The sequence below is a fragment of the Actinomyces marseillensis genome, assembly GCF_900155605.1.
Classification (GTDB): domain Bacteria; phylum Actinomycetota; class Actinomycetes; order Actinomycetales; family Actinomycetaceae; genus Pauljensenia; species Pauljensenia marseillensis.
Window position 1 is genome coordinate 646,806 of sequence record NZ_LT707420.1, and the last position, 22,976, is coordinate 669,781.

General features: G+C 59.9%; 20 protein-coding genes. 14 read left to right on the plus strand and 6 right to left on the minus strand.

Annotated elements, in window-relative coordinates; translation table 11 throughout:
• The first annotated feature begins 71 nt into the window (after positions 1-71).
• The 3 genes from BQ8011_RS02740 to BQ8011_RS02750 are packed head-to-tail and all read left to right on the plus strand — an operon-like array spanning position 72 to position 3,797.
• Positions 72-995, plus strand: a complete 924-nt coding sequence (locus tag BQ8011_RS02740) for an ABC transporter permease (RefSeq protein ID WP_072457231.1) — start codon at positions 72-74, stop codon at positions 993-995.
• On the plus strand, positions 988-1,956 hold the full coding sequence (locus tag BQ8011_RS02745; RefSeq protein WP_072457233.1) for an ABC transporter permease: 969 nt from the start codon (positions 988-990) through the stop codon (positions 1,954-1,956). Before BQ8011_RS02740 ends, BQ8011_RS02745 begins: the two co-directional genes overlap by 8 nt.
• 35 nt (positions 1,957-1,991) lie before the next feature.
• Positions 1,992-3,797, plus strand: coding sequence for a dipeptide ABC transporter ATP-binding protein (locus BQ8011_RS02750; RefSeq protein ID WP_231945390.1), 1,806 nt, complete (start codon positions 1,992-1,994; stop codon positions 3,795-3,797).
• Between the two features lie 189 nt (positions 3,798-3,986).
• Here BQ8011_RS02750 and BQ8011_RS02755 read toward each other — a convergent pair whose 3' ends face one another.
• Entirely contained in the window at positions 3,987-5,087 is a 1,101-nt protein-coding gene (locus tag BQ8011_RS02755; protein ID WP_231945349.1) for a LacI family DNA-binding transcriptional regulator, read from the minus strand.
• Between the two features lie 144 nt (positions 5,088-5,231).
• Here BQ8011_RS02755 and BQ8011_RS02760 point away from each other — a divergent pair, with 144 nt between their 5' ends.
• From BQ8011_RS02760 to BQ8011_RS02775, 4 genes are all read left to right on the plus strand, one after another.
• Entirely contained in the window at positions 5,232-7,157 is a 1,926-nt protein-coding gene (locus BQ8011_RS02760) for a glycoside hydrolase family 2 protein (RefSeq protein ID WP_072457239.1), read from the plus strand.
• Positions 7,150-8,220 carry a carbohydrate ABC transporter permease gene (locus BQ8011_RS02765; RefSeq protein ID WP_072457241.1) on the plus strand — a complete coding sequence of 357 codons (1,071 nt, stop codon included), beginning with the start codon at positions 7,150-7,152 and terminating at the stop codon, positions 8,218-8,220. The genes BQ8011_RS02760 and BQ8011_RS02765 overlap by 8 nt, the downstream gene beginning before the upstream one ends.
• Before the next feature lies 1 nt (position 8,221).
• Complete coding sequence (locus BQ8011_RS02770) at positions 8,222-9,049, plus strand: carbohydrate ABC transporter permease (protein ID WP_072457243.1); 828 nt, start codon at positions 8,222-8,224, stop codon at positions 9,047-9,049.
• A gap of 124 nt (positions 9,050-9,173) precedes the next feature.
• Positions 9,174-10,562: an extracellular solute-binding protein gene (locus BQ8011_RS02775; protein WP_231945350.1), complete on the plus strand. Its 1,389-nt coding sequence runs from the start codon at positions 9,174-9,176 to the stop codon at positions 10,560-10,562.
• Between the two features lie 219 nt (positions 10,563-10,781).
• Here BQ8011_RS02775 and gluQRS read toward each other — a convergent pair whose 3' ends face one another.
• On the minus strand, positions 10,782-11,729 hold the full coding sequence (gluQRS, locus tag BQ8011_RS02780; RefSeq protein WP_072457847.1) for a tRNA glutamyl-Q(34) synthetase GluQRS: 948 nt from the start codon (positions 11,727-11,729) through the stop codon (positions 10,782-10,784).
• A gap of 102 nt (positions 11,730-11,831) precedes the next feature.
• On the opposite strand from gluQRS, the gene BQ8011_RS08995 reads away from it, so the two are divergent.
• The 6 genes from BQ8011_RS08995 (at position 11,832) to BQ8011_RS02805 (ending at position 15,801) form a co-directional block, all read left to right on the plus strand.
• Positions 11,832-11,972: a hypothetical protein gene (locus tag BQ8011_RS08995; protein WP_157885003.1), complete on the plus strand. Its 141-nt coding sequence runs from the start codon at positions 11,832-11,834 to the stop codon at positions 11,970-11,972.
• Positions 11,969-12,592 (plus strand): fluoride efflux transporter FluC, encoded by a 624-nt coding sequence (locus tag BQ8011_RS02785; RefSeq protein ID WP_231945351.1) that lies wholly within the window; start codon positions 11,969-11,971, stop codon positions 12,590-12,592. Before BQ8011_RS08995 ends, BQ8011_RS02785 begins: the two co-directional genes overlap by 4 nt.
• A complete protein-coding gene (locus BQ8011_RS02790) occupies positions 12,589-12,966 on the plus strand; it encodes a fluoride efflux transporter FluC (protein WP_034500801.1) in 378 nt (125 codons plus the stop codon). The genes BQ8011_RS02785 and BQ8011_RS02790 overlap by 4 nt, the downstream gene beginning before the upstream one ends.
• A 71-nt stretch (positions 12,967-13,037) precedes the next feature.
• Entirely contained in the window at positions 13,038-14,123 is a 1,086-nt protein-coding gene (locus BQ8011_RS02795) for a methionine ABC transporter ATP-binding protein (protein WP_072457245.1), read from the plus strand.
• Positions 14,120-14,842 carry a methionine ABC transporter permease gene (locus tag BQ8011_RS02800; RefSeq protein WP_034500795.1) on the plus strand — a complete coding sequence of 241 codons (723 nt, stop codon included), beginning with the start codon at positions 14,120-14,122 and terminating at the stop codon, positions 14,840-14,842. The genes BQ8011_RS02795 and BQ8011_RS02800 overlap by 4 nt, the downstream gene beginning before the upstream one ends.
• A gap of 119 nt (positions 14,843-14,961) precedes the next feature.
• Entirely contained in the window at positions 14,962-15,801 is an 840-nt protein-coding gene (locus tag BQ8011_RS02805; protein ID WP_034500794.1) for a MetQ/NlpA family ABC transporter substrate-binding protein, read from the plus strand.
• Between the two features lie 143 nt (positions 15,802-15,944).
• Here BQ8011_RS02805 and upp read toward each other — a convergent pair whose 3' ends face one another.
• Positions 15,945-16,583 carry a uracil phosphoribosyltransferase gene (upp, locus tag BQ8011_RS02810; protein WP_072457247.1) on the minus strand — a complete coding sequence of 213 codons (639 nt, stop codon included), beginning with the start codon at positions 16,581-16,583 and terminating at the stop codon, positions 15,945-15,947.
• Positions 16,584-16,640: 57 nt separating this feature from the next.
• On the opposite strand from upp, the gene tadA reads away from it, so the two are divergent.
• Complete coding sequence (tadA, locus tag BQ8011_RS02815; protein WP_072457249.1) at positions 16,641-17,486, plus strand: tRNA adenosine(34) deaminase TadA; 846 nt, start codon at positions 16,641-16,643, stop codon at positions 17,484-17,486.
• A 118-nt stretch (positions 17,487-17,604) separates the two neighbouring features.
• Here tadA and BQ8011_RS02820 read toward each other — a convergent pair whose 3' ends face one another.
• The 3 genes from BQ8011_RS02820 to BQ8011_RS09055 all read right to left on the minus strand — a co-directional run.
• Positions 17,605-18,231: a biotin transporter BioY gene (locus tag BQ8011_RS02820; protein WP_072457251.1), complete on the minus strand. Its 627-nt coding sequence runs from the start codon at positions 18,229-18,231 to the stop codon at positions 17,605-17,607.
• Entirely contained in the window at positions 18,228-18,776 is a 549-nt protein-coding gene (locus BQ8011_RS02825; protein WP_083429976.1) for a 4'-phosphopantetheinyl transferase superfamily protein, read from the minus strand. Before BQ8011_RS02825 ends, BQ8011_RS02820 begins: the two co-directional genes overlap by 4 nt.
• Before the next feature lie 7 nt (positions 18,777-18,783).
• A partial coding sequence (locus BQ8011_RS09055; protein ID WP_268753775.1) for a beta-ketoacyl synthase N-terminal-like domain-containing protein occupies positions 18,784-22,976 on the minus strand: 4,193 nt, incomplete at its 5' end.

The following is a 22,976-nucleotide window of genomic DNA, read 5'->3' on the forward strand; positions in this document are numbered from 1 at the left end:
CGTTCATCTTGATGAACCCCGACGAGTTTGCGAAAACCATTCGTAAACGCATGTATTAAAAGGACCTGTCCATGCTGCGATACATCGGACGACGTCTCCTGCAGACCATCCCGGTCTTCTTTGGAGCAACGTTCCTGATCTTTGCGATGGTCTACCTGATGCCAGGTGATCCCGTCGCGGCCCTCGGTGGCGATAAGGGCTTGACCGAGGCTGCGGCAGCTCGAATCCGCGAAGAATACAACCTCGATAAGCCTTTCTGGCTGCAGTACCTGCTCTACCTCAAGGGCATCTTCACCCTTGACTTCGGAAAGACCTTCTCCGGTCGACCGGTGACCGAGGTACTGGCAACCGCATTCCCGATCACCATCCGCTTGGCCATTTACGCTCTGTTGATTGAAGCTATTCTCGGCATTCTCTTCGGTGTTATTGCGGGTGTGCGTCGCGGCGGTATCTTCGACTCGACGGTCCTGGTTCTCTCGCTGGTCGTCATTTCTGTGCCGACCTTCGTCATCGGCTTCCTCATGCAGTTCTTCCTTGGTATCAAGTGGGGTATCTTCCCGCCAACGGCAAGTACTGTTTCATTGAAGTCATTGACGATGCCTGCAATTGTGCTAGGCGCAACCTCTCTCGCATACGTCATCCGACTCACGCGCCAATCGGTGTCCGAAAACGTCTCTGCCGATTACGTGCGTACCGCTCGCGCCAAGGGCCTGAAAGAAGGCACCGTGATGACGCGCCACATTCTGCGTAACTCGCTGATCCCCGTCGCAACCTTCCTCGGTGGCGACTTGGGTGGCCTCATGGGTGGCGCAATCATCACCGAAGGTATCTTCAACATCAACGGTGTTGGCGGTACCTTGTGGCAGTCCATCGTCCGCGGTGAGCCCGCTACCGTTGTCTCCTTTACGACAGTCCTGGTCATGGTTTACATCACCGCAAACCTCCTTGTTGACCTGCTGTACGCCGTTCTTGATCCGAGGATTCGCTATGAGTGATTTCATCCCTTCGCAAGCTATTTCGCGTACTCGCGCCGGTCAGGAGCACTACGTCTCGGATATCGATGAGACCGGTCTGGGCGCAGTTGACGCCGTCGCCGATGAGTCCGCGCCCGCCTCAATGTGGGGTGAAGCGTGGAAGAATCTGCGCAAGCGTCCCCTGTTCTGGATCGCTGCGGTCATTATCGTTATTGCCGTTTTGATCTCTGCGTTCCCACAGCTTTTCACGAGCGTTAAGCCCGACTACTGCGAACTCTCGCACTCTCTGGGCAAGCCCGAGGCCGGACACCCCTTCGGCTACACCTTCCAGGGCTGCGATATCTACGCTCGCGTCATCTACGGTGCACGCGCCTCGGTCTCCGTCGGCGTTCTGACGACGATCTGCGTTGTCTTGATTGGTGCAACTCTTGGCTCCATCGCCGGCTTCCTCGGCGGCTGGATCGACGCCGTGATCTCACGTGTCACTGACATCTTCTTCGCAGTTCCCCTGCTGCTCGCTGCAATTGTCTTCATGCAGATGTTCAAGCAGCACCGCAACATCTGGATGGTCATCTTGGTCTTGTCGATGTTCGGCTGGACTCAGATCGCACGTATCACGCGCGGTTCGGTCATGAGCGCCAAGAACGAAGAATTCGTGACGGCCGCGAAGGCAACCGGTGCATCGCGTTGGCGGATCCTGCTCTCCCACATCATCCCGAACTCCATGGCACCGATTATCGTCTACGCGACGGTTGCTCTGGGTTCCTTCATCGTCGCCGAGGCCTCGCTGTCCTTCATGGGTATTGGTCTTCCCCCGACGGTGGTGTCTTGGGGTGCTGACATCTCGCAGGCGAAGGATAACCTGAGGCAGGCACCGATGGTTCTCTTCTACCCCGCTATGGCACTGGCCTTGACCGTGCTCAGCTTCATCACGATGGGTGACGCCGTTCGCGAAGCCCTTGACCCGAAGGCGAAGAAGTGAACGAAGAACAATTCGAAGAGACTGTCACCGAGGTCATCCTCGAAGGCGCTGAGAAGGTCGAAGTCCACCCGGACGACGCCAACCCCTTGCTGAAGATCACCGACCTGGAGGTCACCTTCACGACCTCGACCGGTGTCGTTCCCGCCGTTCGCGGAGCTAACCTGACCATTTACCCCGGTCAGACCGTCGCAATCGTCGGCGAGTCCGGTTCGGGTAAATCGACCACCGCCGCTGCAGTTATCGGCCTGCTTCCGGGTACCGGTAAGGTCACCGGCGGCTCCATCGAGTTCGACGGTAAGGAGCTCACCAAGATGAGCTCCAAGGAATGGATCGAACTTCGTGGATCTGGCATTGGCTTGGTTCCCCAGGACCCGATGAGTAACCTGAACCCCGTTCTTCGCGTGGGCACGCAGGTGAAGGAAGCCCTGCTGGCGAACAATATTGTTCCCCGCTCCGAAGCAGGGGAGCGCGTCACCGAGCTGCTCGAACAGGCGGGCCTTCCCGACGGCGAGCGCCGCGCAAAGCAGTACCCGCACGAGTTCTCGGGTGGTATGCGTCAGCGCGTGCTGATCGCAATCGGTCTTGCTTCTCGTCCCAAGCTGCTCATTGCTGACGAGCCTACCTCGGCACTGGACGTGACCGTTCAGCGTCGCATTCTCGATCACCTCGAGACTCTTACCAAGGAAATGGGCACGGCAGTGCTCTTCATTACCCACGACTTGGGTCTGGCTGCTGAGCGCGCCGAACAGCTCGTCGTTATGCACCGCGGTCGCATCGTGGAATCCGGTCCTGCTCTGGAGATTCTCCAGCACCCGCAGCACCCCTACACGAAGCGCCTGGTGTCCGCGGCCCCGTCCTTGGCCTCGGCACGTATTGAGTCCGCTCACGCGCGCGGCATCACGCACACGGAAGAAGAACTCACCGGCTCGGCGAAGAATGCCTCGAGCGAGGAAATGATTCGCGTCGAGCACCTCACCAAGGAGTTCCACATCCGCGGTGCGAAGGGTGAGGCCTCGAAGCTTCTTGCGGTCGACGATGTCTCCTTCACGCTGCGCCGTGGAAAGACTCTGGCGGTTGTGGGTGAGTCCGGTTCGGGTAAGTCAACTGCCGCGAACATGATCCTCCACCTGCTGGAGCCGACCTCGGGCAAGATCTTCTTCGACGGTGAGGACACCTCGGAGTACAGCGAGGCGCAGCTTTTCGCGTTGCGTCGTCGCCTTCAGGCAGTGTTCCAGAACCCCTACGGTTCGCTCGACCCGATGTATTCGATCTACCGAATCATCGAAGAGCCGCTGCGCATCCACAGCTACGGCACGAAGGCCTACGCTCAGCAGGAAGTTGAGCGCGCGAAGGCGACCGGTCGCGATCCTGAACCGTGGGCCGTCGCCGCTCTTGAAGGTCACGGCGAAGCCGAGAAGAAGCTGCGTGCAGAGCGCGTCGCCGAGCTGCTCGACTTGGTCGCCCTGCCGCGAAGCGCCATGCGTCGTTACCCGAATGAGCTTTCCGGTGGTCAGCGTCAGCGCGTTGCCGTTGCGCGTGCGCTTGCACTGAACCCCGAAGTGATCGTCCTGGACGAGGCCGTGTCTGCTCTGGACGTGCTGGTTCAGAACCAGATTCTGCACCTGCTGAACGATTTGCAGGCTCAGCTGGGATTGTCCTACCTCTTCATCACTCACGACCTGGCTGTTGTTCGCCAGATCGCTGATGATGTTGTGGTCATGGAAAAGGGACGCTTGGTTGAAGCGAATACGACCGATGCTCTCTTCGACAACCCGGTTCAGGATTACACTCGCGAGCTGATCGAGGCCGTTCCTGGTCGAAAGATCCAGCTGAACCTCTGAGTGTTCTTTCGCAGTTTTCTCGTGTGGGCAGGCCTTCGGGTCTGCCCACACGTGTATGTGTGCGTCGGCCGCCTGTCGTTCTTCCCGCCCCCTCTATTCCTGCCCACATTCCTGCTTTAGCTCACTTGTTCCTGTCCTATTGCTGTTCTGAGGCCGTAGGTGTGCGAGCTAAAACAGGAATGAGGGAGCTTAGGCACGGACGGTCGAGCGGCGGATTGTCAGTGTGTGTGAGACCGTCACATCTGCCACGCCCTGAGCTTCTTCCCCTGGCGAGGCGGCGCCTTCCTCACCGCTCAGCTTCCCATCCGCTTCGCGCGCTTGCTTTCCACCCGAACCCCCGCGCCCCTCAATAAGCGCAATTAGCCCCTGGACGGCCTCGCGAGCAATTGCATGAGTATCGGGCGTGATCGTGGTCAACGTTGGCGTTGAGAAGCGTGAAAGAACCGTATCGTCCCACGTGGAGACCAGCACGTCCTCGGGTACGCGCACATTCGCCTCGGCAAGCGCGCGCAGTGCACCAATCCCAAGGAGGTCGTTCATCGTGAAGATCGCATCGGGGAGGTTGTTGGACTCCAGCCACTGCGAGAGTGCTTCCTGCGCTCCACCTGCGGTCCACGGGGAAACTTCGACGCTGCGCCATGCCCACGAGTCCAAGCCGAGCTCGGCCAGCGCCTTCTCGATCCCGCGTTGGCGAAGTGCGCCCGCACTGGAGGTAGCCTGCGTGTGCGTCGATCCCAGAACCAGGAAACTGCGCGCTCCCTGATCGTAGAGATGATGGACCATTTCCGAGGCCGCGGAGACGTTATCCATTGAAAAGTGGGGGATACCCGCGTCTTGGATCCTTTCACCGAGCAGCACCAGCGGTGCGTCCAACTCGAGCTGGTTGAGGCCGTCAAGGTCGAGCTCGATGGGGGAGAGGATCAGTCCATCGATGAGATTGGTTCGGAAATCACGCAGGACCGAGACTTCATGTTCGCGCGAACCAGCAGTCTCGACAACCATGATCGAATATCCACTGCGCCGCGCCTCTTCTTGGATGAGGTGCGCGAGTTCCCCGAAGTAGGGCCATGCGAGGTTGGGAATTGCCAGTGCCAAGGTGTGGGTCTGTCCCTGTCGAAGGCGCTGCGCAGCAATGTTTGGCCGGTAACCCAGTTGACGGATTGCGTCCTCAACTGCCTTCCGAGTAGCGGGGGAAATATGGGGGAAATTATTTACTACGTTTGAAACGGTGCGCTGTGAGACGCCGGCGAGTTGCGCAACATCGCGCATATTAGGCCGTGAAGCTTTCATGTCCGTCTCCGATAAAATCGCGGCGAGATGTGGAATTATCAGGGGCTATGGGCTCTAGTCTACTGAAAAATCAGGGAATCCGCTGAAGAGATTGCGATAATTTGCTACGTTGCAATTTTTTGGAAAATCCTGCATGATAATTCCATGAAGGTCAACGTAGACACTTTTGAAGCATGGAGCGACGCGCACTATCCTCGCCCCGATCTTTGCCGTGAATCATGGTTGAACCTAGGCGGCCAATGGGAATTCGCAACGGATCCTACCGATGAAGGCCTCACCTTGGGATGGCACCTCCCCGGTGCTCACTTCTCGCACACAATCTGTGTTCCTTTCCCTCCCGGAAGCCCCAGCAGTCAGTGGAGTGGAGAGCACTCCGATGTTGTCTGGTATCGCAGACGCGTCACGCCTGAAGAAATCAAAGACGCCGGCCTAGCAGACGCCGGCCACCGCCCCCACCTCCTCATTCACTTCGAGGCCGTCGATTTCGCAAGCGACGTGTGGGTCAACGGACTTCACCTCGTCCATCATGAAGGTGGCTACACCCCCTTCAGCGTTGAGATTGATCCCAGTGACTACCTCGACGCAGGCTTCGAAATCGTTGTGAGAGCGCACGATCGCCTTGACGCGGTCGATCAGCCTCGCGGCAAGCAAGACTGGCAAGAACATCCCCACGGTATCTGGTACCACTCCGTCGTCGGAATTTGGCGCGATGTGTGGATGGAAGTAGTGCCCGCAAACTACGTTCGCTCGCTGACCTGGTCATGGGACATCGAAGAAGCCCAAGTGACCTGCGATGTGGATTGCGCTGGCCTCCCCCTCAGCACGGGCACTCACGAGGCCGTCGAGGCAAGCCTCACCCTTGACCTCGCGGGCGCCACCTTGGCGGCAACAATGGTCCGTGCGCACTCAGGCCAGCTCCGCCTCGTCGCACAAATCCCCGCATTGGCAAACCGTCAGGAATGGGGCCGGCTGCTGTGGTCGCCCGCCCACCCCAACCTCATCAACGCGCGCATCTGCGTGGGTGAAGACGAGGTCGTCTCCTACGTGGGAATCCGCGACGTACACCTCTCACACCGCTACCTCGAGATCAACCACCAGCCCACCTACTTGCGCGGCATCCTCGACCAGGGCTACTGGCCGAACTCATACTTCACCGCGCCCAGCGCCGAGGCGCTGAAAGCAGACCTGGAACTTGCCCGAGATATGGGCTTCAACTTCGTGCGAATCCACGAACGCAGTGCCGATCGGCGAACCCTGACATGGGCCGACCGCATGGGAATGATGGTGTGGGGAGAATCCGCCTCGGCCTACGCTTTCAGCGACCGAGCTGTCAGCGTCACCACGCAGGAATGGCACGACCTCGTTCTGCGCGACCGTAACCACCCCAGCGTCATCGTGTGGGTGCCCTTCAACGAAAGTTGGGGAGTAGACCTCATCGTCACCTCGCCGCGCCAGCAAGCGTTCGTTCGCTCGGTCGTCGCGCTCACCGAGGCACTCGACGGAACTCGCCCAGTCATCGCCAACGATGGCTGGGAACAGCTGGAAACCCCGATCGTCACAACTCACGACTACGGGGTCTACGGCGAGCAGCTCCGCGTCAACTACGCCGACCGTGAATCGGTTGCAGAGCTGGTCAACGGAGTCGGCCCACAGGGACGCAAGATCCTTCTGGGCCAGCCATGGAGTGATGACCGCCCCGTCATGGTCACGGAGTTCGGCGGAATCTCATTGCCGCTAGACGCGGAAGACGCATGGGGCTACGCGGTTGTCCCCAACGCTCAGGCCTACGAAGAACGCGTGAGTGGTCTTTTCGAGGCCCTTGAAGCCTCCCCGATCCTCGCGGGCTTCTGCTACACGCAACTAACCGACACTCGCCAAGAAACAAACGGCCTCGCTGACGAAAACCGCACTCCGAAGCTCCCGCTGGATGTGATTCGTGGTTTCGTCACCAGCTCCGCTCAGCAGAGCGGACAGATTCGGCCTCGCACGATTGTCGAGGCCAGCGCGGTGGTAGGCACCGACGAGCGCAGTGTCGTGTCAACGGCTTTCGAAGGTGATCACAATGCCTAAGCCGCGCGTGCTTCGCAGATGGGCCGTGAATTTCGCCTTCACTCTCCCCTTCCTGATCTTCTATGGGATCTTCATCCTCTTCCCGGTCATCCAGGCTGTCCTCATGTCCTTCTTCAACTGGGACCTGCTGGGCAGCACCCGCGAATGGATCGGTTTGGAAAATTACACCCACATGCTTGGCGGTACCGGCCTGGTTTGGGACATCACTTCGATGTGGATGGTCCGACTGCTTTGCTTGGTGTGCGGAGTGTATGTGGCCGTCAAGGCGGTGCGCGAACGCGATCTGAACTCGGGCCGAATCCTCTTGATCGTCACTTTGATCGCTGCGGCAATCATCTTGGGAATCCATCCCGGTGATGGCGGTTCCTGGTCTGACCCGCGTTTTTGGAACGCGATGAAGAACACCGCGATATTTACCCTGGTTTCGACGCCGATCATCGCGGGCCTCGGCCTGATCTACGCACTCCTCCTTCAACGAGGCGGACGGGCAAGCTCCTTCTACCGCGCGGCGCTCTTCGTCCCCTACGTTCTACCGGTCTCGGTTGCCACACTGATCTGGGGATACATGCTCAATCCCTCGCGCGGCATCGTCGCGCGCTTCACCGAATACATGGGATGGGGGACCATCTCGTGGCTTTCGGATCCGCAGTGGGCAATGACCGCAATCGTTGTAACAACCGTATGGTGGACGGTCGGCTTCAACCTCATCCTCTTTGGTGCGGGCCTTCAAGACATCGATCCGACACTGTACGAGGCCGCAAGCTTGGACGGCGCGAATTCCTTCCAAAAATTCGTCAACATCACCCTTCCGGGCCTTCGCCACGCAACGGTCTTGGTTCTGGTCACGCAGATCATTGCCTCGTTCCAAATCTTCGGTCAGGTCAACATCATGACCGCGGGCGGCCCCGGTGGAACAACGGATGTCCTCGTGCGCTACATCTACCAGACGGGCTTTAGGGATACCCAGCTTGGCTACGCCTCGGCAATGTCCTTGGTGCTCTTCGTCCTGATGGTCTTCATCTCTTTGATTCAATTCCTGATCTCACGCCAAAGGAGCCGCTGAGATGCGAGAGAAATTCAAGTCCTGCGGCTACCACGTCGTCATGATGGCACTTGCTCTGCTGTGGCTGATTCCGCTGCTGTGGACGCTGGTCATCTCCCTGAGCTCTAACTCCTCACTGAAGACCAACTCGCAGATCCTTGTCCCCACCGAGCCGACCTTGTCGAACTACGTGGACGTTTTTAGAACTGGACTCGCGGGGCGCTGGTTCCTCAACTCGATGATTGTTTCGATCACCGCCACGATCATCACCGTCCTCATCTGCGCGGCCGCCGGATACGCCTTCGCGAAACTGCCCTTCCCCGGGCGCACCGTAGTCTACGGGCTGACCTTGGCGGGAATGATGGTTCCTAAAGAGGCAATGTTCGTCCCCTTGTTCATGATGTTTTCCGAGGCCGGGCTGGCGAATTCCTACATTGCGCTGATTTTCCCCCGCGTGGCCTTCCCCCTGGGCGTTTTCATCATGACGCAGTTCTTCTCTCAGGTACCCAGCGAAATGGAAGAGGCGGCACAAGTTGATGGGGCTTCTCCGATTCGAGTCTTCTTCTCCATCATGGTTCCGCTGGCGCGACCGGCTTTGATCGCCCTGGCAACCTTCTCTTTCGTTCAGACCTGGAACGACTACCTGTGGCCCTTGGTTTCGGCGACAAAGCCCGAAATGTTCACGGTCACCACGGGCCTCGCATCCTTGCAGGGAACCTTCGCACAATCGACAGAATTGGGCTCGCTGATGGCCCGAGGAATCGTCGGTGCTGCACCCCTGCTCATTGTCTTCCTCCTGCTTCAGAAATATCTGATCAGAGGAATCTCACTGTCCAGTGGCGATAAGTAGGCTATCGCCACCTGCGCCACACGCCTGATCGGCTTTCCCGGGGTTCTCAACGATGGCCTCGGAAATGGCGATCTTACATACACAGGAAAACTCACCACACCATTCACCACACAGATTGAAAGGCATGACAATGCGACAAGGACGCGCACTGGCACGTCACGCGGGATTCAGCGCATGCGCGCTGGCAACGACCGCTCTCTTCGTGCTCACCGGATGCGGAGTGTCCTCCACATCCTCCTCAAAGACCGTCGACGGTGCAGCAATTGCCGGCGTGAGCGATGAGGACCTCAAGGGGACCACCATCACCATGGCTCGATTCTTCGGCGACTGCCAGGAAAAGACCGAGGGAGTCACCGACCTGTCCAAGGCCAATAGCGAATGCACCGCCATCTCGATCCTCACGAACAAGTTCAATGCTGAGAACAAGTGGGGCATCAAGGTCGAGCGTATGGGCGGCGCCTCGTGGCACAGCTACTACGACTCGCTCAACGCTGCTCTGGCCTCGTCGGATCGCCCCGACGTGGCAATCATGCACGGCTCCAACCTGCCCGACTACGCGGCCAAGGGCCTGCTCATGGAGGTGCCCGATGGAGTGGGTATCGACCTGTCCGGCTCGACGAAGCCCGCTTTGGACGCTGTGACCTACAAGGACAAGAAGTGGGGCGTTCCCTTCGACACCCACGCCATCATCAGCCACCTGAACATGGATATCCTCTCCCAGGCCGGATTGGTCGGTGAGGACGGCACCTACAAGCTTCCGACTTCGCCCGATGAGCTCCTTGAGCACGCAAAGGCCGTGAAGGAAAAGACCGGAAAGAACTACATCGATATCGCCCTGTCGAAGGACCCGATGGGCGAGCGCTTGTGGATGACCCTGGTCCAGCAGCAGGGCTCGGACATCATTTCCGCGGACGGTACCAAGGCAAACATGAACTCGCCCGAGGCGAAGACCTCCCTGGAGTTCATCAACACCCTGGTCAAGGACGGCTACACGACCGTCAACCACGATTACGATGCTTCCGTGCAGGCCTTCCTGCGTGGCGAGTCTGCAGTGATGTACAACGGCGTGTGGTCGGTCAACCAGTTCACCGCTGAAGCTCCCTTCAAGTACGAGACCAGCGATGCGCTCATGCTCTTCAAGGACAAGGCAACCTGGGCAAACTCCCACGTGTGGACCGTTCCCGTCTCGGCCAAGCCCGATGCTAAGAAGTACCGTGCAGCCTTCGAGTTCACCAAGTTCCTCAATGAGCACACCGGGGACTGGGCAATCGCGACGGGTCACATGCCTGCAACCCAGAAGGCTCTGGACTCCAGCGAGTACCTCAACGCTCCGCACCGCTCGCAGTACCTGAAGACCGCGACGACCTACGCCCGCATGGCACCGCGCGTCGAGGCCTGGCCGAAGATCGCCGACCAAATTCAGGAACAGATCGAGGCCACCTGGCTCAACGGCGCAGGTGTGGAAGAAACCTTGAACTCCTTGCAGGAAGCGGCAAGCTCATCTCTGAAGTAGCGAGAGGTAGCTGCTGCTCGTAGTAGGGCAGAGTAGCCGGGGGTGAAGGCGTGGGCTTTCGCCCCCGGCGCACGTTTGTCTGCCCCGGTTCCGCTTGTGCCCTCCGCTTTGCTCCTGGCACACGTTTGTCTGCTGCCGTGTCTGCCCGCTGTCGCCCCCTCCACACGAAGTCGCGAAATGACACAGCTTATGGCCTGTGTCTTTTGTCGACTTCGTGTGTCATTTGCGGGGAAAGAGCCTCTCCAAGTCGGGTGTCCATGGCTCTTGTGGAAGTGCTCGCAGTCTCTCGACGTCCATCGATTCAAGAAGCTGCGAGGCCGAGTGAACCCCTTTAACACCCATCGAATGAGCTAGAACCTCGATGATCTGGGCGATGCTCACTCCTTGCTCTGTCAGTTCTTCGATGGTAACTGCGCCGTCACGCTTGGCTAGGCGTGCCCCGGAGGCAGACAACACCAGCGGAACGTGAACGTAGGTGACCTCCGGATAGTCGAGTAATCGTGCAAGTACAGCTTGGCCGGGGGACTGAGATAAGAGATCATCTCCGCGAACGACCTGATCGACGCCTTGGAATGCGTCATCGACAACAACCGCCAAGTTATAGGCAGGGGCGCCGTCAGAGCGCTGAATAACGAAATGGTCAACCGGGCCCGTGTAATCACCGAAATACTCATCATGGACAGTCCACTCGGCGACGGGAGCTTTCAAGCGCAACGCGGGACGGCGCCCCTCGGTGGCAAATTCTTCACGCTTTCGGCTGATTTCGGCCTCGCTCAGGTGCAGGCAGGTCCCGGGGTAGTGTCCCGGTGGAACGTGAGGGGCGGAGGAGGCCTCGCGAATGTCCTTACGCGAGCAGAAGCACTCGAAAGCGTAACCCTCGTGGAATAGGCGCGCGACGGCCTCGTCGTGGACCTGCGCGCGAGAGGACTGGATCAGAACCTCGCCATCCCAATCGATTCCCAGTGCGGTTAGCTCGTCGATTTGGCGTTGTGTGGAGCCCGAGCGCACGCGATCGATGTCCTCGATTCGCAGGACGAACTTCCTTCCGGTCGTGCGCGCCCACATCCACGCCAGCAGCGCCGTGCGAAGGTTCCCCAGGTGCAGGTCGCCGCTGGGGGAAGGTGCGAAGCGTCCCACGCCAGTTGCGTGCAGCGCAGTTTCTCCCATTGCCGAGGCCGTGCTCGCGAGGGTGGGAAAGGCGGAGTTTTCCGCACCATTGCTGGGATGGGAAGAAAAAGGTGCCGCAGTTGCCATACCCCAAGACTAACCTTGAAGACGTGGAAGAACGAAGAGATCGCGGACGCGGCGCGGCAGAGGGAAGCACTTCAGCGTGCGGGACGAACGCGTCAGGCTGCGTGGGGACAGATGCGTCATACCGCGTGGGGACAGGCGTACCAGGCAGTGCCGTGACCCATACGCATATGGCGTGGGTGTCGAGTCTTCCTTCGTGGGTGTGTGTTGCTTTCGGAGCTTTCCTTGGCACAGCAATTCGTGCGGGATTGGATCTCGCTGCTACGGGCAGCGGGAAAGTTGCGGTTTTTTCTTGGTCCACGGTGGCCGTAAATCTTTGTGGGGCCTTCTTTCTTGGTTTTGTCACTGCATGGGCACAGGGATACTTCCGCGAGGATGCTGTGCGCAGAAAAGTCATGCTTGTCGCAGGGAGCGGCTTCGCCGGCGCTTTGACCACATACGCCACCATGGTCATGGCAAGTATCCATAATGCAGTCCAGGCAATGACAGCGGTCCCCGCTGCTGGGAGTGACCTTTCCGGAGCTGTCTCTTCTTCGTTTAGTGCTGCGGTGGAGTCCTCCTTGCCTCTGCTGATCGAGGGAATGCTTGCAAGCCTTGTATTGCTTGTAGTCGGTATTGGGATTGCTGCTTTGGGGTACTCGCTGGGAATACGTGCGGGCGGATCATCTCAATTAGGTGACAATCAGAAAGCATCTGAAATGCCTGAGGTTCTACGCACTGCAAGTGCCTCTTCGCCCACGTCAAATGAGGACTCTTGCCCTCGGGGGGCAAAGAAATGACCCCACTGCTCTTTCTTCTCGTGTGTGTTTTCGGCTCCCTGGGTGCGCTCTCTCGCTGGCAGCTGGATCTTTATCTCAAAAAGTGTCGTGCAAAGCGAACACCCCAGTGGGGGATCGGCCTTGTCAATATGCTGGGCTGTTTATGCGCGGGGCTGGTTGCTGGTTCGCTTGCTCCGGTTTCGCCACTGTACTTCCTGGTATCAACGGGGTTTTTAGGCGGATTTACAACCTTTTCGACCGCTGTGCTTGATGCGGTAACCCTCATTCGTGAGCGGCGATACCGCAGTGTTGCAGGCCTTGTTCTAGGGGTCTGGCTGGGCGCAAGCGTGTTGGCCGTTACCGGTTTCCTCATTGCTGTCAGTTTCGCTATGTGAGGTTGTGTAACAAAAAATTTGGACACTCCGGCAGGGACTCATAGTCTAAGACTGCATGGAAGGAGGACCCAGTGATTGATCTGATCGACGTCTCGAAGATCTATCCCGTGAAGGGAAGTGATGATGTCGTTGCCCTTGATCACGTGAATCTGCACGTTAAAGCAGGCAGTATTCACGGAATCGTCGGCCAGTCAGGTGCTGGTAAGTCAACACTCATTCGCTGTCTGACCGCTCTGGAAAAACCGACCTCTGGGTCGATCATCGTTGACGACATTGATCTGTCGCAGCTCCGCGGACGCGAATTGCGCCAAGCACGACGCAAGATTGGCATGGTCTTCCAAGCAGCGAACCTTTTCGATGCCAAGACTGCGGGAGAAAACATTGAATTCCCGCTGAAGGTCGCGGCGAAGAAAGAATTCACCCGTGAGGAACGCAAAGAACGCGTTCGTGAACTTCTTGCCCTAGTCGGCCTTGAACATCGAGGCGGAGCCTACCCCTCCGAGCTTTCCGGCGGTCAGCGCCAGCGCGTGGGTATTGCACGCGCGCTCTCAGACACCCCCCAAGTTTTGCTCTGTGACGAGCCGACCTCAGCACTTGACCCCGAATCAACCCGTGCGATCCTGTCATTGCTGCGCCAGGTTCGTGACGAAACCGGCGTCACCATCGTCATCATCACTCACGAGATGTCGGTTGTTCGCGAGATCTGTGACTCCGTGACGCTCCTGAAAAATGGCGGAATTGTCCAGAGTGGAACAATCGAAGAAGTCCTAGCCGACCCGGGTTCACCTCTGGCAAAGGAATTGGTTCCCGCGCCCAGCGTCGACGAACTCGATGTCACTGACTTCAACCGCGAGCTGACTGAGCGTGAAATCGCTGCACAGAGCGACTCGGCGGAAGGCGATACCCCAGCCCAGGCCTCGGAAGACGGAAATATTCTTCTGGACGTCATCTTCACCTCGCATCCGGGTGTCCCAACCGGTTCGAATATGCTCAATCTTGCCGCGAAGGTCGGAGCGGACGTGACCGCAGGAACTTTCGAATCAATGGGGTCTGTCCAGGTTGGACGCTTGGCTTTAGCGGTTCCCGCCGCCCAGCGGTTCTCGATCATTGACCAACTTCGCGCCCAGGGCGCACATGTGGAGGTGCGTTCGCTGTGAAGCTTTCGGCTCTGTCAACAGTCCTTACGCTACTTCCGCTGGGCAAAGGCGACCCGACGTGGGGCGATAACCCCGCGCTCACCCAGCAGTTCCTCCCGGCAATCGGGGAGACCCTGCTCATGGTCGTCTTCGGCACGCTCTTTACCGTCCTCGTTGGTCTACCTCTCGGGCTGCTCCTTGTCCAGACATCGAAGACGGGCCTGACGCCTAACAAGATGATCAATCAAATCGTTGGTTTAATCGTCAATGTTGGCCGCTCTTTCCCCTTCCTGATCCTCATCATCGTGCTGCTTCCGGTGACCAGACTTGTCATGCGCAGTGCGATTACCTGGCAGGGGGCAACCTTCCCCTTGGTTATCGGTGCGATTCCTTTCTTTGCCCGCCTGGTGGAAACCAACCTGCTTTCCGTCGAAAACGGTAAGGTCGAGGCCGCGCTTATGGCGGGGGCTTCCAACCGTCGGATCCGGTGGAGCATTCTGGTTCGCGAGGCCTTGCCTGGCATTATCCAGTCCGTGACGGTTTTGGCGATCACCTTGGTGGGCTACTCGGCAATGGCGGGCGTCGTTGGTGCCGGTGGCCTCGGAAAGATGGCGATCGACTACGGGTACCACCGCTTCCAGACAGACACAATGATCTGCTCGGTCGTTGCGATCATCATTATTGTTCAGTTAATTCAAATGATTGGCGACATGCTCAGCCGGCTGGTGGATCACCGCTGAGCATCCACCAGCCGGGTCGCGAACTCTGCTTGGTAATTAGGTAATAATTCGCGGGATTATCCCGGGCCACTCAGGTCCCCCCCGCTTGTAGGAAACAGACAATCTAAGGAATTACTCTCATGCGTCACTCTCGTTCACTTCGTACTCTTGCCGGTCTTGGCGTTGCAGCAGCACTGGTCCTCTCGGCCTGCTCCAGCGGCTCCGCGGGCTCTTCATCATCTTCGAACGGTGCAACCACCATCACCGTTGCAGCCAGCCCCTCGCCTCACGCAAAGATCCTCAAGTACATCCAGGACAACCTGGCAAAGGACGCGGGAATCAACATCAACATCAAGGAATTCACCGACTACGATCTGCCCAACCGTGCGCTGGATCAGGGTGAAGTTGATGCAACCTACCACCAGACTGTTCCCTACTTGGAGAAGGCTGAGCAGCAGTTCAACTACGATTTCACTCCTGGTAAGGGCATTCACCTCGAGCCCCTGGCCATTTACTCCTCCAAGCACAAGTCGCTGGATGAGCTTCCCGAAAAGGGCGGAATCATTGGCGTGATCTCCGATGTCACCAACCAGGAACGCGCCCTGCGCCTCTTGGCTGCGAACGGCTTTGTTGAGATCCCCGCCAGCGGTGATGTCAACGTGTACACAGTCAAGAAGCTGAAGAACTTCGATTTCAAGGAAATCGACGGTCCTGTTCTGGTGAGCAACCTTGGTGAGACCGACTACTCGGTCATCAACGGTAACTTCGCACAGGAAGGCGGCCTTGCGCCTTCTCGCGATGGTCTGGCTGTCGAGTCCCCCGAGAACAACCCCTCGGTGAACGTTCTCGTGTGGAAGACCAGTGTTTCGGGCGATAAGGCCGAGGCCGTGAAGAAGCTCGATGAGCTCCTGCACTCCGACCAGGTGAAGAAGTACATCGAAGACACGTGGAAGGATGGCTCGGTGATTCCGGCCTTCTGATCAGGGGGTCTCGCGATTAACTGATCGCTACTTTGATGTGTGGGGGCGCGGCTTGGCCGCGCCCCCACACATGTCCCACACGCATAAAGGTGCCGCGCCCAAAAGGGCGCGGCACCTTGAGCGTTTAAAACCAGTCGCTAGACTCAGTCGACAATGCCGTAGAGGCGGTCGCCGGCGTCGCCCAGACCCGGGACGATGTAGGACTTTTCGTTGAGGCGCTCGTCAACGGATGCGACGACAACGGTGACATCGGCGCGGTCTCCGACGAACTCTTCGAGGACCTTCAGGCCTTCGGGAGCAGCCAGCAGGCAGACGCAGGTGACGTCCTTGGCTCCACGGTCGAAGAGGTACTTCGTTGCTGCGACCATCGTGTGGCCGGTGGCCAGCATCGGGTCAAGAACGAAGCACTGGCGACCCGCGAGATCCTCGGGAAGACGGTTCGCGTAGGTCTCGACCTCGAGAGTCTTTTCATCGCGCTTCATTCCCAAGAAGCCAACCTCGGCGGTGGGAAGAAGACGAGTCATGCCTTCGAGCATGCCCAGTCCGGCGCGAAGAACGGGGACAACGATGGGGCGAGGCTCGCTGATGCGCTTGCCAACGGTGGGCGCAACGGGAGTATTGATTGCGATCTCAGTGGTTGACACGTGACGCGTGGCCTCGTAGGCAAGAAGCGTAACCAATTCGTCAACCAACTGGCGGAAAGTCGCCGAGTGAGTGTCGCGGTCACGCAGGACGGTGAGCTTGTGGGCAATGAGCGGGTGATCTGCAATATGAAGGCGCATAGTTCAAGAGTAACCCGCGAAGGGCCCTTTACGCGATAGGCTTTGAGGGTGACAACAATGGATCAGTACAAAGAAGCGATGGCCCGCGCGCTCTTCTTGGCGAATAAAGCCCGAGAAATGGGGGATGTCCCCGTGGGCGCAGTCGTTATTGACTCTCTGGGACGCATTATCGGCCGGGGTTGGAATTGCCGCGAAGCCTTGCATGATCCCTGTGGCCACGCCGAAATAATGGCCCTCCGCGAAGCCGGAGAGCGATTGAATCGTTGGAACCTCATTGGGTGCACCTTGGTCGTCACCCTTGAGCCGTGCACGATGTGTGCAGGAGCCGCCGTCTCTTCACGAGTCGATCGCGTTGTTTTCGGCGCATGGGACCCGAAAGCCGGTGCCGCGGGCTCACTGCGCGACGTTTTGCGCGACTCTCGCCTCAACCATCAGGTCGAGGTCGTTCCCGGCGTTCTCGCCAAGGAAGCGACCGTTCAGCTGCGTGCCTTCTTTGAAACCCGTCGCGACCGTCCCGATAACCCCTTCGTTGGAGTTCCCCCGCGCGCTCACCGCGCCGAGGAGATCGAAACTCTGAGCGGTTGGGCCCCGGCAACGGTGCCCCCGGCAGCTACGGTTTCTGCACAAGAACCCGCCGCCGCGCTGGAGTCCGCCGTAGTCGCCTCACAACCGCCCGTCCTTGCCCCGGGACCCGCCGCAGCGACTCGTCAGGAGCCTCGCGTCTCCGATTCTCCTGACGAGGCCATTGCCGCCATCCGCGCACGCCTGACGAGGCCGGAAGTGCAGGAAGCTCCTGCACCCGCCCCCGTTCTTCCCCGCAAACCCGCGGCTTTCGTTCCGGGAACCGCTGGGGTAGTGGTGCGTACTCGTGCGTCGAGGCACGGGAAGCTACCTCAGGAGTAATCAAGCTCTGCGAGAGATCCGAGAAAACGATCCGGATCAAACAAACGATAAGGGTGTGGCCCGCGCATGAAATGCGCGGGCCACACCCTTCGTCACAAACGAGAGCGCAAACTGGGGCTTATGAGCGGGAGACGTCACCTGATCCCATTGCCTTCCACAGGCCACCAACAACGGCCGCTCCGGCAGCGGCCTTGACGATACCGCCGATGATGAAAGGCGTAAATCCTGCGTTCAGAGCCTCAGTCAAAGACATGCTCACTCCGCCGATTCGCAGAACCGCCCACATGTAGGGGATTCCAACAATGAAGGGAATCAAGGTTGCTCCGCCGAAGGCAGCAAGAGAGAGCCAGAAGTGGCGATCCCATGCTCGCTCAGAGAGCTTACCGATCAGCCACGCTGCGGGAATGAAGCCCAGAATGTAGCCGAAAGAAGGCTTTGCGAGGGCAGCAAGACCGCCGCTCGCAGCGGAAAACCAGGGCATTCCAGCCAAGCCAAGAAGCATGTAGGACAGCAGGGACAAAGCGCCCCTGCGCGCACCCAAAACTGCTCCGACAAGAAGAACCCCCAGGGTTTGGCCAGTGATCGGAACGGGCCACATCGGAACCGAAACCTGCGCGAGCACGCCCACGAGGGAGGCTCCGGCAAGAACCATCAGTGCATCTTTCACCAAAGAATCGGCACCGAGGTGATCGGCCAAAACAGAGGAACGTCCCACAGATGCGGGCGAAGTCAGTTGTGTAGTCATGAGAATTCCTTTGCTTCGCGCAGATCAGTCTGGTTCACGCTGACCCACGCAATCGCGTAATTACCGTCGTGTGAGAGAGAAAGAAGCCAAGAAAGTGAAGCCTTGAGTTCTTCTTGCGTCTTATCTAGTTCGGAGGCAATGCGGCCGTGGAAGCGGAAAGCGGGGCGTCCCCAGCGGTCGCACACCACCTCGATTTCGGCCCAATCGATGTCGCTGGACTTCAGCGGGTCCTCTCTGCCGTAGTAGAGCGAGGACCAGGCCTTGATGAAGGCTTCCTTTGCTGCCCAACGTGCAGCGAGGGAGTGCAGTGCGCGTGTGGGCAGTTCAGGCACGGAAGACTCAGACAGAAGATGCGATGCAGACGCTTGAAGCGGCCCCGAAGGCGACTGCCCGGCAGACGAGGCCCCCTGCTCGGGAGCAAAACGCAGTGCCGCGTTCCACTCCCGAGCAGTGAACACTCGATGAAACACCGAGCCCTCCTGGCGGAGCTGCTCCCCGAAGGATGCAACATCAACCAGGTCAACTCCGATTGCCGCGGGTGTCACGCCAGGCTCAGTTCTCTGCCCCCGCGTAGGTGCCATCTGCACCCAAGCGAGCGGAAGGATCCAAGAGCAGCGCAACCTCGGCCTCGTGCGTGCGATCGGCGGGCAGGCGGCGTCCCTCGATGGGAACAAAGAGCTCCGCGCGACCAATCATGGCCTCATCCAGGTGACGACGTCCCTCTTCGAGGCGTGCCTGCGCGCGCTCGCGCCACTGGGCCAGCGCAGCCTCGCCGCGTTCGGCCAGCAGAGCGGCCTCGAAGGCACCCGGGTGCGCCAGGACAACCATTGCCGCGATGTGGCCGAATCCCAGGGAGGTCAGCACGCCTGCGCGAACCGGGGATGCGGAGACATCCAGGGGCTTACGCAGCCACAGGAGCGGCATCCACTGCGCCATGTCGGGATCCAAGCAATCCAAAGAGCGGTTTGCGGGGATTTCCTGGCGGCGGAAGATGTCGATGAGGCCCGCTGCCTGGAAGAGCGCAGCGCCACCCTTTGCGTGACCGGTCAGGGTCTTCTGGGAGACAACGTAGAGCGGGTTGCCCTCGCTTCGTCCCAGGGCCGCCGACAGGCGCGAGTGGAGCTCGGCCTCGTTCGGGTCATTCGCGCGAGTCGAGGTGTCGTGCTTGGACACAACCGCAATATCGTCCGCGCTCAGTCCGAGGTCGGCAAGCGCGTGAGCGAGAGCAGAATCGCGTCCACCGCGTGCCGCCGCCAGAGCGCCGAGGCCGGGGGCGGGGATCGAGGTGTGTGCGCCGTCCGCGAAGGAACGTGCGTAGGCGACAACCGCCTGGACCGGCAGGCCCAGATCCGCGGCGATATCACCGCGGGTCACCAGCAGGGTGCCACCACCAGCGGCCTCGAGGAAGCCCGCACGACGACGATCTCCAGCGCGAGAGAAGTGACGCGGGGTAATTCCGCGGGCCTCAAGCGCGGCAGACTCAGCGGTCGCGTTCATGTTGCCGAAACCGGTCAGCGACTCGACAGAAATATCGTCGATACCACCGGCAACAACGAAGTCGGACTTGCCCAGGCGAATCTTGTCGACAGCCTCCTCGATGGAAACCGCTGCGGTCGCGCAAGCACCCACCGAGTGGATCATCTGACCGTAGCCGCCAATGAAGGACTGCATGGTGTGTGCGGCCACAACATTGGGCAGGGCCTCTTGAAGGATGTCCTGCGGACGATCCTCACCCAGGAAGCGCGAGAGGAAGACATGGCGCAAGGACTCCATGCCACCAATACCCGTGCCCTGCGTCGAGGACACATCCGCGGGGTGGACGGCCTGCAGGAGCTCAGCGGGGGAGAAGCCCGAGGAGATGAAGGCATCCACTGCGGTGACGAGGTTCCATACGGCGATGCGGTCCAGGGCCTCGACCATGGAAGCGGGGATACCCCACTGAGCCGGATCGAAGTCTTGCGGGATCTGGCCACCAACCGTGCGGGTCAGGGTTGCTCGCGCGGGGACCTGGACGGGGGAACCAGCGGACTTGGTGACGTGCCAGGTGCCGTTTTCTTCCCAGATCGTCGTGTGCGAGGGATCGGCCAAGACGTAGTCTTCGGCTTCAGCCTTCGTATCCACGGTGAAGGTCTGCTCGGAGGTCAAGAAGACCGTCCTCACATCATTCGAACCGCAATCAACCATGTTCGAATCGTCGTTGAAGCGGCGGATACCCGATCGAGCCACGACCTCATCGCGGAACCGATCGTAGATCTCGGCCTCGTCAACTTGCGTACCCGAGGCGTCATACCAACCAGGCTGCGGGCTTTCGGACCAGGTGATGAGCTTCATCATCCAGGCCATTTCCAGCACGCCGGCTGCGGTCAGATCGAAGTCTTCGCCGAACTCAGCCTCTTGGCGGGTACGACCCGAACCCCAGGTACCGATCTCGCCGGTGCCGACGATGACAATCTGATCGCGCAGGCTCACTCGCGGAGTATCCCACGCGAGAGGAGCAGCCAGAGCCGGAGCATGCGGGTTGGGCAGTGCGCGAACGCTTGCCGGGGTTTGTTCAGCGGCTTCCTGTGCCGAGGCCGCGGCCTGCTCGCGCGCTTGACGTGCCAGTGCCGGCAGGTCGAGTCCAGCATCGGCGAGGCCACCCGTGAGATCTGCGTGGACCGGGGCGGAAAGCGCCTGGGCGCGGACCTCGCGAGTCAGGAGCTGAGCGAGTTCTCCGGCAATTTCTTCGGTCGTGTAGACGTGAACACCGGCTGCCTGAGCGGCGGGAACGAGGACATCGTTGCCGCCCATGAGCGAGGTGCCCTGGACCCAACCGATGAGCGGGTGAGCGATGGTTGTGCGCGTCGGCCAACCGGACTCGTGCTCCCACTTGGTTGCGATCGCATCGAAAGCGGCCTTCGCTTCGCCGTAGGCACCGTCACCACCGAAGATTCCTCGGTTCGGGGAACCCGGGAGCAGGACGTGCGTGCGGTGATCGGGAGCAGTGTCCGCGCCGAGGCCGGCGAGGAGGTGAATTGCGCGCTCGACGCTCCACAAAAGCAGGCGCTCTTGAGCGAGCGCACCCTGAGGATCCGAACCAACGGTTCCGGAAACGCGAGGCGCTGCGAAGGGAACGAAAAGATCGGGCAGAAGCGCAGGCTTGACGACCTCGGTCGTTGCACCGTGCGTTTCGGTCTGTTCGCTACCCACNCCTGCGCGAACCGGGGATGCGGAGACATCCAGGGGCTTACGCAGCCACAGGAGCGGCATCCACTGCGCCATGTCGGGATCCAAGCAATCCAAAGAGCGGTTTGCGGGGATTTCCTGGCGGCGGAAGATGTCGATGAGGCCCGCTGCCTGGAAGAGCGCAGCGCCACCCTTTGCGTGACCGGTCAGGGTCTTCTGGGAGACAACGTAGAGCGGGTTGCCCTCGCTTCGTCCCAGGGCCGCCGACAGGCGCGAGTGGAGCTCGGCCTCGTTCGGGTCATTCGCGCGAGTCGAGGTGTCGTGCTTGGACACAACCGCAATATCGTCCGCGCTCAGTCCGAGGTCGGCAAGCGCGTGAGCGAGAGCAGAATCGCGTCCACCGCGTGCCGCCGCCAGAGCGCCGAGGCCGGGGGCGGGGATCGAGGTGTGTGCGCCGTCCGCGAAGGAACGTGCGTAGGCGACAACCGCCTGGACCGGCAGGCCCAGATCCGCGGCGATATCACCGCGGGTCACCAGCAGGGTGCCACCACCAGCGGCCTCGAGGAAGCCCGCACGACGACGATCTCCAGCGCGAGAGAAGTGACGCGGGGTAATTCCGCGGGCCTCAAGCGCGGCAGACTCAGCGGTCGCGTTCATGTTGCCGAAACCGGTCAGCGACTCGACAGAAATATCGTCGATACCACCGGCAACAACGAAGTCGGACTTGCCCAGGCGAATCTTGTCGACAGCCTCCTCGATGGAAACCGCTGCGGTCGCGCAAGCACCCACCGAGTGGATCATCTGACCGTAGCCGCCAATGAAGGACTGCATGGTGTGTGCGGCCACAACATTGGGCAGGGCCTCTTGAAGGATGTCCTGCGGACGATCCTCACCCAGGAAGCGCGAGAGGAAGACATGGCGCAAGGACTCCATGCCACCAATACCCGTGCCCTGCGTCGAGGACACATCCGCGGGGTGGACGGCCTGCAGGAGCTCAGCGGGGGAGAAGCCCGAGGAGATGAAGGCATCCACTGCGGTGACGAGGTTCCATACGGCGATGCGGTCCAGGGCCTCGACCATGGAAGCGGGGATACCCCACTGAGCCGGATCGAAGTCTTGCGGGATCTGGCCACCAACCGTGCGGGTCAGGGTTGCTCGCGCGGGGACCTGGACGGGGGAACCAGCGGACTTGGTGACGTGCCAGGTGCCGTTTTCTTCCCAGATCGTCGTGTGCGAGGGATCGGCCAAGACGTAGTCTTCGGCTTCAGCCTTCGTATCCACGGTGAAGGTCTGCTCGGAGGTCAAGAAGACCGTCCTCACATCATTCGAACCGCAATCAACCATGTTCGAATCGTCGTTGAAGCGGCGGATACCCGATCGAGCCACGACCTCATCGCGGAACCGATCGTAGATCTCGGCCTCGTCAACTTGCGTACCCGAGGCGTCATACCAACCAGGCTGCGGGCTTTCGGACCAGGTGATGAGCTTCATCATCCAGGCCATTTCCAGCACGCCGGCTGCGGTCAGATCGAAGTCTTCGCCGAACTCAGCCTCTTGGCGGGTACGACCCGAACCCCAGG